General features: G+C 65.1%; 13 protein-coding genes. 3 read left to right on the top strand and 10 right to left on the bottom strand.

The features are described 5' to 3' along the window. Positions 1-66: 66 nt before the first annotated feature. The 4 genes from AC1D75_RS02575 to lysX all read right to left on the bottom strand — a co-directional run bounded on the left by AC1D75_RS02575 (position 67) and on the right by lysX (position 6,331). Positions 67-1,500 carry a sensor histidine kinase gene (locus AC1D75_RS02575; RefSeq protein ID WP_495513754.1) on the bottom strand — a complete coding sequence of 478 codons (1,434 nt, stop codon included), beginning with the start codon at positions 1,498-1,500 and terminating at the stop codon, positions 67-69. After that, positions 1,497-2,162 carry a response regulator transcription factor gene (locus AC1D75_RS02570; RefSeq protein WP_495513753.1) on the bottom strand — a complete coding sequence of 222 codons (666 nt, stop codon included), beginning with the start codon at positions 2,160-2,162 and terminating at the stop codon, positions 1,497-1,499. The genes AC1D75_RS02575 and AC1D75_RS02570 overlap by 4 nt, the downstream gene beginning before the upstream one ends. A 66-nt stretch (positions 2,163-2,228) precedes the next feature. Next, complete coding sequence (locus AC1D75_RS02565) at positions 2,229-2,963, bottom strand: hypothetical protein (protein ID WP_495513752.1); 735 nt, start codon at positions 2,961-2,963, stop codon at positions 2,229-2,231. Between the two features lie 17 nt (positions 2,964-2,980). Further along, complete coding sequence (gene lysX, locus AC1D75_RS02560; RefSeq protein WP_495513751.1) at positions 2,981-6,331, bottom strand: bifunctional lysylphosphatidylglycerol synthetase/lysine--tRNA ligase LysX; 3,351 nt, start codon at positions 6,329-6,331, stop codon at positions 2,981-2,983. 63 nt (positions 6,332-6,394) lie between these two features. Here lysX and AC1D75_RS02555 point away from each other — a divergent pair, with 63 nt between their 5' ends. Genes AC1D75_RS02555 through AC1D75_RS02545 form a run of 3 tightly spaced genes read left to right on the top strand, consistent with a single transcriptional unit; the run spans position 6,395 to position 8,719 of the window. Next, the gene (locus AC1D75_RS02555; RefSeq protein ID WP_495513750.1) at positions 6,395-6,616 is read left to right on the top strand and encodes an RNA-binding S4 domain-containing protein; all 222 of its coding nucleotides are present in this window, start codon (positions 6,395-6,397) and stop codon (positions 6,614-6,616) included. Between the two features lie 49 nt (positions 6,617-6,665). After that, entirely contained in the window at positions 6,666-7,154 is a 489-nt protein-coding gene (gene rraA, locus AC1D75_RS02550) for a ribonuclease E activity regulator RraA (protein WP_495513749.1), read from the top strand. A gap of 11 nt (positions 7,155-7,165) precedes the next feature. Beyond that, the gene (locus tag AC1D75_RS02545; RefSeq protein WP_495513748.1) at positions 7,166-8,719 is read left to right on the top strand and encodes a succinic semialdehyde dehydrogenase; all 1,554 of its coding nucleotides are present in this window, start codon (positions 7,166-7,168) and stop codon (positions 8,717-8,719) included. A gap of 35 nt (positions 8,720-8,754) precedes the next feature. Here the strand turns inward: AC1D75_RS02545 and AC1D75_RS02540 are convergent, their stop codons facing one another. The 6 genes from AC1D75_RS02540 to AC1D75_RS02515 form a co-directional block, all read right to left on the bottom strand. Further along, a complete protein-coding gene (locus AC1D75_RS02540) occupies positions 8,755-9,300 on the bottom strand; it encodes a hypothetical protein (protein WP_495513747.1) in 546 nt (181 codons plus the stop codon). A gap of 112 nt (positions 9,301-9,412) precedes the next feature. Then, positions 9,413-10,336 (bottom strand): copper resistance D family protein, encoded by a 924-nt coding sequence (locus AC1D75_RS02535; RefSeq protein WP_495513746.1) that lies wholly within the window; start codon positions 10,334-10,336, stop codon positions 9,413-9,415. Positions 10,337-10,340: 4 nt separating this feature from the next. Then, positions 10,341-10,853: a copper resistance CopC family protein gene (locus tag AC1D75_RS02530; RefSeq protein WP_495513745.1), complete on the bottom strand. Its 513-nt coding sequence runs from the start codon at positions 10,851-10,853 to the stop codon at positions 10,341-10,343. Continuing rightward, entirely contained in the window at positions 10,850-11,536 is a 687-nt protein-coding gene (locus AC1D75_RS02525) for a YcnI family copper-binding membrane protein (protein WP_495513744.1), read from the bottom strand. The genes AC1D75_RS02530 and AC1D75_RS02525 overlap by 4 nt, the downstream gene beginning before the upstream one ends. A gap of 73 nt (positions 11,537-11,609) precedes the next feature. Next, positions 11,610-11,981 carry a hypothetical protein gene (locus AC1D75_RS02520; RefSeq protein ID WP_495513743.1) on the bottom strand — a complete coding sequence of 124 codons (372 nt, stop codon included), beginning with the start codon at positions 11,979-11,981 and terminating at the stop codon, positions 11,610-11,612. 110 nt (positions 11,982-12,091) lie between these two features. Beyond that, positions 12,092-12,787: a DUF6474 family protein gene (locus tag AC1D75_RS02515; protein WP_495513742.1), complete on the bottom strand. Its 696-nt coding sequence runs from the start codon at positions 12,785-12,787 to the stop codon at positions 12,092-12,094. Positions 12,788-12,923 lie beyond the last annotated feature (136 nt).

The following is a 12,923-nucleotide window of genomic DNA, read 5'->3' as shown; positions in this document are numbered from 1 at the left end:
ATTGTTCCGCGGCACACGCGAGCACACCATGCCAACCTCGCCGTCACCCACCGCGGAAGCTGACGATCAGCTGACGGTTTCATCGGCAGTGGGGAGAATCACCGTCACGACCGTACCCACGCCGGGCTCGGACGTCACCGTGGTCGTTCCGTTGTGGGCCTCGACGATTGCTTTGACGATCGCGAGCCCCAGGCCCGAGTGACCTTGTGTCCGTGCGCCGCCGGGTTCTGCGCGCCAGAATCGGTCGAACAAGTTCTCCAGCTGCTCGGGCCGGATCCCATCTCCGTGGTCGCGTACCTCAACTCGGATATCTGCCCCTACCGACACCAGGACATTGATCGGCCGGTCGGCAGGCGTGTGCTCCTGAGCATTACCGATGATGTTGCCGAACACCTGACGGAGACGATGCGGATCGCCCAGGATCCGGGCCGGACCCGTGCACTGGAAGGAGATCTCTCGTTCCGGTGTGACGACACGGGCATCGGAAACCACTTCGCGGACAAGATCGCCCACATCCATCCGGGTCAGCTCGAGCGGCACTCCGGCATCGGTGCGGGCCAGCAAGGTCATCTCGTCGAGCAGGAAGCGCATCCGCCCGGTCTCCGCCTCGAGCCGGGCCACCATCAGATCGATGTCGTCCGCACTGGTGAGCCCGCCCTGCAGATAGTGATCGATCCACGAACTCATCGTGGTGACCGGCGCCCGGAGTTCATGGGACGCGTCCGCGACAAAGTTACGCATGCGGTCCTCAGCATCCTGGCGCGCGGCGAATGCTGCTTCGAATGCGGTTGCCAGAGCGATGATCTCGGCGCCCGAGTCCGACCGGGCAACCTGCGACACGACCGTCTGCATGTCGTCGCCCGCCGGGGTGGCGGCAGCGTCGGCCATCACCTCCAACGGCCGTAAGCCGCGCCGCAACAGGTATGCGCCGAATCCGCCGACCACTATCATCGACGCGACCGCCCCGGCGACGGTATACCAGAGCAGGCGTTCGACGAGTAGATCGTTGTCGCGTTGATCGAGGCCGATGATCAGATCTGTGACTTCCACGGTCGACGTGTTGTCGACGATGACGATCCCGGGCGCCGGAATACGGGTGACGGCGAAATGCTCCGATCCCACGGTGATCCGTTTTGCCTGGCCGACCGGGAGGTCGGCCGTCGCGCGGACGAACATCGCTCGTTCGTCTGACGTGACATCGCTGCCTGCCGATCCGATCATGTGGCCTTGTCCGGCGGAATCGACGACGACAAATACTGCAAGGGAAGGAAGTAGGGCCGCCACCTGCTGGGCCGGAACCTCGATGGGTGAGACCGCTGACAGTGCGGCCTCGATGCGATCTGACGTATTGATCAGTTGCGCGGCGGCGCGATCCTCGAGGTAGTCGCGGACCAGGACCACGCTGAGCAGCGGCGCGACGAGCGTTATGACAACGGTCAGCAGTCCCAGGGTCACGCCGAGGCGGAAACGGAGAGTGCGCGGAGTCCGACGGCTGCTCACCGAGCGGCGTCCAACGTGTATCCGAATCCGCGAACCGTGTGTAGGAGCCGGGGATGCTCGGCGTTGTCGATTTTGCGCCTGATGTTGGACACGAAGCGTTCGACGACGTTCCCGTCCCGCCCGAAATCGTAGCCCCAGATCTGATCCATGATCTGGGATTTGGACATGACGTGTCCGGCGTTCACCATCAGATACTCGACCAAGCGGAACTCGGTGGCCGACAAAGAGATCGGAGTTCCGCCGCGGGTCAGCCGCCGGGCGCTGCGATCCATTCGGAGATCGCCCACCTGTAAGACAACCTGAGGCAGACCAGGCGAACCGGCGCGGCGGACCAACGCGTCTATCCGGGCAAGTAACTCGGCCATGCTGAACGGTTTCGTCAGATAGTCGTCCCCGCCGAGTCGAAGGCCACGAACCCGGTCCTCGATCGCGCTCCGGGCGGTCAGGAACAACACCGGGGTGTGTTCGTCGCGGCTGCGAATCAACTGCACCACTTCGAAACCGTCGAGGCCGGGCAGCATGACGTCGAGGATGACCACATCAAACGACTCGGCCAAAGCCTTCATGGCGTCGGTTCCAGTGGGCGCGGACGTCACCTGGTAGCCGCTGAACTCAAGCGATGAGGTGACGATCTCGGTCAGCTCCGGGTCGTCATCGATCATCAAGACCCGTGGTGACGGGTCCTGATCGTCGCATGTCGTGTCGGTGTGGACCATCGCGATCGGAGCCTACCTGCGTCCGCCCACCAGGTCGCGCATCTGATCCCGTCGATCGACGTACTTCCCGTATCGACGGCCGGCCCTATCGATCTTTGCCGGCGAATAAAAGCGCCTGGCCCAGTACGAATCGGGATGGGCCAGGCGGATCGAGCCGAAGAACCCCAGGAGTGGTACCGGCAAACCGATCAGGCCGGTGGCGACCTTGCCCTTCAACAAACAGATGACCGTATAGAGCAGGTGGACCACTACGCCCACCGCGACCAGGGTGCCGCCCAAGGCATTGGAGTGCGGTTCGTTCTCGCCGATGGGGGAGGTGGCGATCAGCATGGCCAGGCCCACCACGGCTGCGATCATCACCGCGTCGATGGACTTGCGGCCCTCCTCGGACCAATAGACGTCCTCGAGGTGCAACCACAGAGCGAACTCGTCGAGGGCCAGCGCCGCCCCGATCCCGAACAGGGCGGCGAGCACCTCAACCCATGGGGCCTCCGGCCGGAATCTGAATTCGAGCAGCGCGGCGACGAGAACCAGCAGGATGCCCCACACCTGGTGGTGGATGTGGACGCCACCGATGTAGATGTCGTTCACCGGACCCGAGTCGCGCTCACCGGCCGGGTTGTCCTTGCGGGCCTTGATCGAGAGCGTCACCCGCCGAGTGATCCCATACGCGATGATGAAGCCGATCAAGGCCGCCAGTGCTGCAGAGCGGCCGGTCTCGACAATGTGTGTGTGAAACCAATTCACGACTAGTTCGAACCGCTCTACTTGGGTTTCGCGAGAGGGAACGCGAGCGTCTCGCGGATCGACTGCCCGGTCAGGAGCATGACGATCCGGTCAACACCGATACCAAGGCCGCCGGTCGGCATCATCCCGTGTTCGAGGGCCTGCAAGAAGTCCTCGTCGAGTTCCATCGCCTCGGGATCACCGCCTGCCGCGAGCAACGACTGCTCGGTGAGACGTTTGCGCTGCTCCACCGGATCGGTGAGTTCGGTGTAGGCCGTGCCCAATTCGACACCCCAGGCCACCAGGTCCCAGCGTTCGGTGACACCCGGAATGGTCCGGTGCTGACGGGTCAGCGGCGACACCGACGTCGGGAAGTCCTTGTAGAACGTCGGGAACGTGGTCTGGTCCTCGACGAGGTGCTCGTACATCTCGAGCGCCACCTGGCCGGCGTCCCAGTCGTTGCGGTACGCGATCTCGTGCTTGTCGCAGAGTTCTTTGAGGTACTCGACCTCGGAGTACGGGGTGACCTCTTCGCCGATCGCCTCGGACACCGCGCCGTGCAGGGTCTTCACCGGCCACTCACCGGAGATGTCGACCTTCTCGATCTCCCCGTCTTTGCCTTCGATGTAGACCACCTGCTCGCCGTGTGCGGCGATCGCGGCGTTCTGGATCATCTGCCGGGTCAGATGCAACATCCGGTCGTAATCACTGTGTGCCTCATAGGCTTCGAGGCTGGTGAACTCCGGGTTGTGCTTGAAGTCCACACCTTCGTTGCGGAAGTTGCGGCCCATCTCGAACACCCGCTCCATACCGCCGACACACAGCCGCTTGAGGTAGAGCTCGGGTGCGATGCGCAGGTAGAGATCGAGATCGTAGGCGTTGATGTGGGTGCGGAAAGGTGCCGCGTTGGCGCCACCGTGGATCTGCTGCAGGATCGGTGTCTCGACCTCCAGGTAGTCACGGCCGGAAAGGAAGTCGCGCATCGACTTCACGATCGCGCTGTGGACCCGCATCAGTTCACGGGCGCGTGGATTGACGGTCAGGTCCACATACCGCTGGCGCACCCGGGCTTCGGGATCGGTCAGTCCACTCCACTTGTCCGGCAACGGGTGCAGGCACTTGCCGAGCATCCGCCAGTCCTTGGCGAGCAGCGACAACTCGCCCTTGCGGCTACGCCCGACGGTGCCGCTGACCTCGATCAGGTCGCCGAGATCGACGGTTCCGGCCAGGTCCAGCGTGTCGGGTTTGAGTGCAGCCGAATCCACGAGGACCTGCATGTCGCCACTCCAGTCGCGCACATCGCAGAACACCACCTTGCCGAAGTCGCGCATCCGGATGACCCGTCCCGCGATGCGGCCGGTGGTGCCCTCGGGTGCGGCCACGGCCTCGGCGATGGTGTGCGTCGGCGGATAGGCAGGCGGGTACGGATCGATCCCGGCGGCGGTGAGCTCTTCGAGCTTGGCCAGCCGCACCCGGACCTGCTCGGGGCGGCGCGGGCCGCGATGCTCTCTCTCGCCTTCACTTTCGATCAGTTTGGCGATCTGCTCGATATCCACGCCCGGTGGGACCGACGACGAGCCGCCCGTGAAGTCGCCGCCCCTGTCGAACTTGGGCAGCTTCACAAAACCTTCGTTGACCACCGCCGCCAGACCAACGCGCGGCACGGTGCGGGCGTCCTCGAAACAGAGGAAACGGGGCACCCATTCGGGCTGGTACTTGGCGTTCGACTTGTAGAGCGACTCCATCTGCACATACTTCGAGGCAAAGGTCAGCGCGCCGTACATCGCCCGCATGACCGGGCCGGCACCGATGGTGCCGCCTTCTTCGAAGACCGTGCGGAAGGCCGCGAAGTTCATCGAGATGTAAAGGATCCCGAATGCCTCTGCGTTCTCGGCGAATTCGGTCACCATCGTCTCGGTGAGTCCGTTGATCGAATCATGGTCGCGCCGCATCACATCGAGCGAGGCGCCGGTCGTGCCCCAGGGCACGAACGACAACATGCCGACGACCTTCTCGTCGTTGGTCCCCGCATTCTGAACGGCTTCGACCAGGATCGACCGCCCGTCCTTGGGGTCGCCGAGGCGGCCGAGGGCCATCGAGAAGCCGCGCTCCTCATCGGTGTCCCGCCAGGCATCGGCGCGAGCGATCATGGTGGACATCTGTTCTGGCGTCAGATCCTCGTGACGGCAGATCCGGACGGTGATGCCCGCACGCTTGGTGCGCGCCACCGATTGCCGGACCGCCTTCATGTCAGGCCCGTTGAGGTTGTAGCCGCGGGCGTGGATGATGGCCTCGTCGCCGATGTTGAGCGTTTTGAGGCCTGCGGCATCCCAGTGTTCGGCGCCGGTGACACTGACCCCGATCGCTCCGGGATGCCAGCCGTACCTGTCACAGATCTTCAGGAACTCGGCGATCGCGTCCGGCCAATACTTCTTGTCGCCGACGGGATCTCCGCCTGCCATCGCGGTGCCGACCTCGACGCGGTAGGTGATCGCGGCCAATCCGTTGGGGGCGAACACCACTGCTTTGTCGTGCCGCGTCGAGAAGTGGGCCAGTGAATCGTCGCCGCTGTATCCGTCGATCAACAGCCGGATCAGGCGTTCGTCATCCGGGGTCATCGAGTTGTCGGAGCGCTGTGAGCGGAACAGGATCAGCGCGGCCGCGATGAGCGCAAGGGCCCCGAGAACACCGAGCAGGGTGTCGATCGGCTGATACGAGTGGTACTTGTCGTAGTCGGTCGAGATGTCGACGGAACCAAACGTCACAACATGATTGATCGCATACGGCAAACGGTGGGACTGCGGGAGTGTGTTCGGCCAGATCTCGACGAGTGCCCAGCCGATGAGCGATGCGGCGACCAGGCCGGCGACCAGAACTCCCAGGGCGCGCCAGATCGCTCCGCGCCGGACCTTTGTGTAGAACTGCTGGTAGCTGGCAACGAGATACACCAGGGCCAGCAACTGGAACGCCAGGCCGATGAAGATGTTGAGCCGGACCACGGCGTTGACGCCGTTCTCGGATGCCAGCGGTTCGAACAGGTAGACAACGTTGGCCGTACCGAACAGCAGGATGTAGGCAACGGTCAGCCACCATGCGATGCGCTTGCGGGAGGCGAGCGCAAAAGCCAAGAGCGCCAGCACAAGAGCCCATGCCAGGCTGGTGTCAGGCGCCGAGACGATGTAGTTGTCGATGTAGTCGCGCGGTACTTCGGTGAGGCGGCGGAACTGATACGAAAGGCTGCTGATCAGGGAGATCCCGGCCAGAACGCCGACAACCCAACTGGTGTACCGGGGAGCATTCCGGAACCATCCCGCAGGCGGTGTCAATCTGGATGGTCTGGCAATGGGTGAGCTTGTCTCGGAGATGGTTTCGGGTGTTTCGACGCTCACAGGTGGGTGCCTTTCCGCAGCTGGTCCGTCACAACGTTAACGTGCGGGTGAGATGATTGGATCGTGAGCCGACAAACAGTTCCGATCCGTGATGACTCAATCCGTCTGGGCCAGTTCCTGAAACTGGCCAATCTCATCGAATCCGGGGCCGAGGCCAAGGAGGTGATCGCCGACGGCCTGGTCAGTGTCAACGGTGAAGTCGAGACCCGCCGTGGGCGTCAGCTTGTCATCGGCGACGTCGTTGAGATCGGCGGCTTCGAAGCCGCCGTTGGTGCGCCCGACTGATCGGTGCCTTTATTACCCGTCAGTAGGAAGTGTCGTTAGGCTGATGGACATGAGCGAAACGACGTTTGTAGCAACCGCCGACCTCGTCGACGAGATCGGCCCGGATGTCCGCAGCTGTGATGTCCAGTTCACGCAGTTCGGCGGCACCCGGGAGTTCGTCGGACCTGTCACCACGGTCAAGTGTTTCCAGGACAACGCGCTCCTGAAATCGATCCTCTCCGAGCCCGGCAACGGGGGCGTCCTGGTGATCGACGGGGCGAACTCGCTGCACACCGCGCTGGTCGGCGACGTGATCGCCGAACTCGGCCGCAGCAATGGATGGTCGGGGATCATCATCAACGGAGCCATCCGGGATTCGAAGATGATCGGGGCGATGGACATCGGCGTCAAGGCGCTCGGAACCAACCCCCGCAAGTCGACCAAGAGCGGCGTCGGCGAGCGCGATGTCCCGATCGAACTCGGTGGCGTCACCTTCAATCCGGGCGACCTGGCCTACAGCGATGATGACGGCATCGTCCTCGTCGCACCCGCGGAGTAGGGGACAGCATCATGGCGAAACCTGATCAGAGCACCTTTGACCGGCTCCGTGGGCTGGTCGCGATCGACGATGCCGACGCGCGGCCGACCCGGCCGGTGCTCGAGGCGTTCAGTGGCACCGAGATGACGACGATCCCGGTGGGCACTGCCGACGACGTCACCGTCGCATTCGAGAAGGCACGGATCGCGCAGGCGGACTGGTCGAAGCTCTGGCCGCGGGACCGGGCACAGATCCTGACCGATTTTGCCGACCTGGTGATGAAGAACCGCGACGCCCTGGCCGACATGGCGCAGGCCGAAACCGGCAAAGCTCGCGGATACGCCCAGGAAGAAGTGCTGGACGTAGCGATGACCGCCCGGCACTACGCCAAGACCGGCCCGAAACTGCTGGCTGCGGGCAGGGTCAAGGGAATGCTCCCGATCGTCACCGACACCCGGGTGCGCTATCAGGCCAAAGGTGTGGTCGGGGTGATCTCGCCATGGAATTACCCGATGACGCTGGCGGTGTCCGACGGACTGGCGGCGCTGATGGCAGGCAACGGGGTGGTCCTCAAGCCCGACAGCCAGACCCCGTACTGTGCACTCGCGGTGGTCGAACTGCTGTACCGCGCCGGTCTGCCTCGTGAGCTGTTCGCCGTGGTACCCGGACCGGGTTCGGTGGTCGGCCAGGCGATCGTGGCCCACGCCGACTATCTGATGTTCACCGGTTCCTCGGCCACCGGCGCACAGCTCGCCGAACAGGCCGGTCGCCGGCTCATCGGATTCTCCGCCGAACTCGGCGGCAAGAACCCGATGATCATCACCAAGACCGCCGACATCGACAAGGCCGTCGAGGGGGCGGTGCGCGCGTCGTATTCCAACTCGGGACAGCTCTGCATCTCGATCGAACGGATCTACATCGAGAACTCTGCAGCCCCCGACTTCGCCGCCAAGTTCGCACGCCGGGTTGCGGCGATGTCCATCGGTGATGCCTACGACTTCTCAACCGAGATGGGATCGCTGGCGTCCGCCGCGCAGGTCGACGCGATTGAATCGCACGTCGAAGACGCCAAGGCCAAAGGGGCCACCGTCCTGGCCGGTGGTCGGCGACGTCCGGATCTCGGCCCGTTCTTCTACGAGCCGACGGTGTTGGCCGGTGTGGAAGAGGGCATGGCCTGTTACGCCGAGGAGACGTTCGGTCCGCTGGTCTCGCTCTATCCGGTCGAATCGGTCGACGAAGCGATCGAACGTGCCAATGACACCGAATACGGCTTGAACGCAAGCGTTTTTGCCGGTTCCTCGGAAGAGGCGCGGAGGATTGCCGCAGAACTACGCGCAGGCACCGTCAACATCAATGAGGGCTACGCGGCCGCCTGGGGATCGACTGCGGCCCCGATGGGTGGCATGGGTAAGTCAGGTGTCGGACGTCGTCACGGTGCCGAGGGACTCCTGAAATACACCGAACCGCAGACCGTTGCCGAGCAACGCTTCATCGGCCTGGGCGGCATCAAAGGTGTTCCGCGAGCGCTGTTCATGCGGATCGTTCCGACGTTCATCAAGTCACTGAAGTTGTTGCCCGGTCGCTGATCTCTCGGCGACAGGGCCGGCACAACTGGAGGTTCTCAGCGGGGGCGACGACGGCGGAACAGCACGACGGCGACGGCCAGGACCGCTGCGATCAGCCAGGCCAACTGTTTGCCTCCGCCGGACCGGGTGGCAGGCAGCGGGGTCGGTTCGGTCTGCTTGAGGGCGGTGAACCGAGACGGCTGTGCCGTGGTGGGGACAGCGGGCGGTTCGGCCTGCGGTTCGGTGTGCGCGACCGGTGTGGGCGGCACCGTTGCGGGCGGTTCTGCCGGTCCGTTGGCGGCCACCGCCTGGGCCGGGGTCGACTTCGGCGGGGCCGTGTTGCGGGGCTTGTCGGGACCGCGCCGGACCGGCGGTTTCTGGGGGCCTGCCTTTTTCGCCGCAGTTTTCTTGGCAGGTGCTTTCTTTGCCGGGATCTTTTTGGCGGGGGCCTTTGCGGCAGGCGTTTTCTTGGCGGCGGACTTCTTGGCCGGAGCCTTTTTCGCCGGTGTCTTCTTCGGCTCCGGCTGGTTCGGTACCGACGGGTGCTCGGGCGTACCGTCCGGTTGCGGCTCGGATGCGGGCTGTGGATCCGGGTCTGCCATGCGGGCGTCGCTCCTTCGCGGGATCGGCGAACAGTTGTTTCAGCGGGGGCTGGGCCGCCGCTCCGTCGGCGGGTGCGTGCTGACAATCATGCCTGCCTGCAGCGCCGTCGGCTCAGTTGGGTGCGGTCGACCCCAGGGCTGCGGCCAGACCGATCACCACGGCCATGGTCAGTACCTCGGCAACGGCGAAACGGAGAGAGGAGGTTTCGGGAAGTCGATGGCCGGCGGCTGCCGGTAGCCAGCGTTTGCGGAGATAAATGGCCGACATCAGCAGGATCACCAGACCGGTTGATTTCGCGATCAGAATCCGCCCGTACCCGGTCGTCCAGAGCGCCGGCAGTGAGTCGAGCTGCAGGACCGCGGCAACAACACCGCTGCACACCAGGGCGAGCACACACCACTGTGCCTGCAGAGAAAATCTGGGAAGACCCAGCGCCCAGGCCTTCCGGCCCCTGGCGGTCAGGGCCAGCGCGATCAGGGCCCCGCACCACCACGAGGCGGCGAGCACATGGATCGCCAATGCCGCGGCACCACCGGTCTGTTGTCGCAGATGTCCCGTGATCGGCTCGATGACCACACCGAGGGCGGCCACGGCTGCCGCGGCCTCCGGTGCGACGAGGTTCGGTCGGCGGATCCAGACGATCGCCGCGACACAGATCCCGACGGCGCACCCGGCACCGATGATGGCGGGGGTGGTGCCGCCGGCCCGCACGAAGTCGCGGACACCGATGTCGGCGGCGGACTGCCCGACACGCTCGGCGGCATGCAACCAGGATGCGATCAGTGCGGAGACGGCCCACAGACCGGCGGCAACGGACATCAGCCGCAGGGCAGCGGGGTCGGTGGGGTCGCCGCCGAGGAGTCGAAGGCCGGTCAATCCGAGGACGGTCATGGCGGCCACCAGGGCGACCGCCTGGGCGAGCGCCTCGGGCTCGGGTCCGGCCGGGTGCGCCACCAGCGCGGCCAGCAGCACGCCACCACACGCCGCGGGTACGGCACCGAGCAACCACTCGCGCCGCGCCGTACCCGCAGTCATGCGTCTACTTCTTGCGCTGCGGTCGAAGCGCAAATGCCAGACCGCCGGCAAACAGCACCACCGCACCGACGATGAACGGCCACACCGGGACTCCCGATGACGATGAACCGCCATCGTCGACCGCGGCGCCGGGCTTGCCCTGGCCTTCGGTGGTCAGGGTGAACGTCAGCCGGCCTTCCACCGGGTGGCCGTCAGCCGACGTCACGCGGTAGTTGACGGTGTACACGCCCACGGGCCCCAACTCGGAGACCGGTGCACTCATCGTGCTGCCGGTGACCGTGGCTTCGCCGGACTGCCAGTAGTGCTCGTCCGGCCCGACCACGGTCAAGCTCGGAAAGCTCTCCTGCATCGGTTCGTTGAAGGTCAGTGTCACCCTCGACGGCCCGACCGCCAGCGACGCGCCATCGGCGGGATCGGAGCTGACCAACGCTGCATGCGCCGACGCGACCGGCGCGGTGGCGATACCCGCCAGCACCGTGAGGATCAACGCGCCGAGGAGCAAGCCTGCCCGCCTCACCGGCGTGAGCGCAGCACTGCGCCGATGCCGATGCCGATACCCAATGCGCCCAACGCGATTCCGATACCACCGAGCCAGCGGGCGGTGTTGTCTTCCTCATGCTCGGAGTCATCGGAGTGTGCGTTGTCGCCATCGGCCGAACCTCCGTGGCCGTGGCCGTCGGCGGATTCTGCACCCAGCGTCACGGTCGGGGCCGGCTTGTCGGGCTCGGGCTCACCTTCGACGGTGGGCTGATCCCAGTTGACGACCTCTCCGTCGGAATAGGTCTGCACCGCCGGGAATTCGACGGTCTCCTGCTTGGGCAGGGGGCCGGCCGACAGCGGGAACTGCATGAACTCACCGGGCGCGATGCCCGGATTGCCCTCGACCACGCTCCAGGTCACGGACGTCGCTTCTTCGGTGGTGGCGTCCTTGGTGATTTCTGCGATCCACCCCGGAATGGGCTCGGTGCGAGCCGATTTCAGATTCGGCAGGGTGACCCTCACCGAGACGGTGTTGGCGGTGTCGGATTCGTTCGGAACCCGGAAATTGACGACGCCGTAACCGCCCTGGGTGAGGTTTTCGCCGACGGCGCTCACATGAGCCGAAGCCGAACCGACGCCGAGCAGTGTGCCGGCCCCGACGAGTGCCGTGGTGGCGATGCCGGCGCCGATGAGCCGGGCCCGCCGTGAGAATGAAGACATGCGTGATTCCTTTGGTCGAGATGAGGTGTCATCACCCGATCTCGATGTCGGGTGATGAATGTGGCGAGTGGAATCAGATCGCCGGTGGACCTCGAACCCCGATGCCTCCGGGGGCGATCAGGGCGATCAGTGGCTCAGGGGCCGGAGTTTGTTGCGCGCCTGGTCGATTGCGGTCCGTGATCGGCACGCCGATCAGGAACTCGAGCGCCCGCAGGACGGAGGTGATCACCTGATACAGGCGGCCGGCGCCGGAAATCAGCAAGGCGCACAAAGGAATTGCGACGAGGTGCGTGATCAGCATCGCGCCGGTGTTGCTCTGGTGTGACATCGCAGCCGGCTCGGCGGCCGCGGTGAGGCAGACGTGTGCGGCGACCTGGGTGCCGGTCAGCAGGACCAGGAGTCCGGCCGCGGTGGTCAGCTGCCTGCTCAGGGCGCCGGCGGCCACGCCGAGCAGGATCAGCAGGAGGAGCCCCGGGGTGCCCGGGAGATGGCCCGACGCCGCACCGTGGGCGGCGACCGCCAGCGCCGGTGCGGTGAGAGCAACCGCCAGAGGAGTCAGGGGCGCACCCCGAGTCGGGCCAGCAGATCGGCGTCGATGGCTTCGAGTTCCCGCGAGATGGCCGTGTGGGCGCTACGGCGTCGCGCGGCAGGCATGGTCTCGGCGGCGGTGACCGCGGTCGACAGATCCGACAGGCGCTGATTCATGATCGTCGTGAACGTCTTGGTCTCGGCGTCCGCGGGGTGCTTGGCGGCCAAGGCCTGCAGTGACTCGTTGGCGCCTGCGATCCGGGCGGACAGCGCCGCGCCATGGCCGCTGTATTTGTTCAGTTCGGCAATGGGCACCCCGGCCCGATCGGCCTGGATGCGATTGATCTGCTCGCGGGCCGCGGTGCCGGCGCGGTAGGCCACCGGCACGAGCACCGGGGACAGGACCTTCGCGACAGACAGGTAACGCTTCACGCGGGTGGGCGAGAGCAGTTTGCCGTCGGCAACAGCCTTGGCGTTCGCCTGGGCGATCTTCAGATTGGTCGAGTTGGTCGCCTTGGTGAGCTTGGCGGCATTCTTCTCGGACTTCGACCGGGACTTCTGCGCCTTCTTGGCGAGCTTGCGCTGTTGCTTGAGCTCGGCCTGGGCGAACTTTCGTCCGGATTTGTCTTTGAGGCGCACTTCGAGTTTGGCCTTCGCCTTCAGTGCCTTGGCCTGGGCTTTGCGCTCTGCCCGCTTGATGCGTCCCGACTTGAACAGACCCATACGGTTCAGACCCTCTCGTAGTGACCACCCGCCCCGGCGCCAACGCAGGCGGCTTGCACAATTGTCGTGCAGTTGCGGTACAAGCATTACATAGCGTGGGTCCGGCGGATGCACCGCTGACGGACACGGGAGGATG

The organism is Williamsia sp. Y712 (genome assembly GCF_059445525.1).
The sequence above is the reverse complement of the archived record's forward strand: the minus strand, read 5'-3'. Positions and strand labels throughout refer to the sequence as shown.

What these genes read in the sequence shown, in the direction of transcription:
- AC1D75_RS02545 (WP_495513748.1), top strand. Translation starts at nt 7,166, where the DNA reads ATGGCGAAACCTGATCAGAGCACCTTTGACCGGCTCCGTGGGCTGGTC.
- AC1D75_RS02540 (WP_495513747.1), bottom strand. Translation starts at nt 9,300, where the DNA reads ATGGCAGACCCGGATCCACAGCCCGCATCCGAGCCGCAACCGGACGGT.
- AC1D75_RS02525 (WP_495513744.1), bottom strand. Translation starts at nt 11,536, where the DNA reads ATGTCTTCATTCTCACGGCGGGCCCGGCTCATCGGCGCCGGCATCGCC.
- rraA (WP_495513749.1), top strand. Translation starts at nt 6,666, where the DNA reads ATGAGCGAAACGACGTTTGTAGCAACCGCCGACCTCGTCGACGAGATC.
- AC1D75_RS02570 (WP_495513753.1), bottom strand. Translation starts at nt 2,162, where the DNA reads ATGATCGATGACGACCCGGAGCTGACCGAGATCGTCACCTCATCGCTT.
- AC1D75_RS02535 (WP_495513746.1), bottom strand. Translation starts at nt 10,336, where the DNA reads ATGACTGCGGGTACGGCGCGGCGCGAGTGGTTGCTCGGTGCCGTACCC.
- AC1D75_RS02515 (WP_495513742.1), bottom strand. Translation starts at nt 12,787, where the DNA reads ATGGGTCTGTTCAAGTCGGGACGCATCAAGCGGGCAGAGCGCAAAGCC.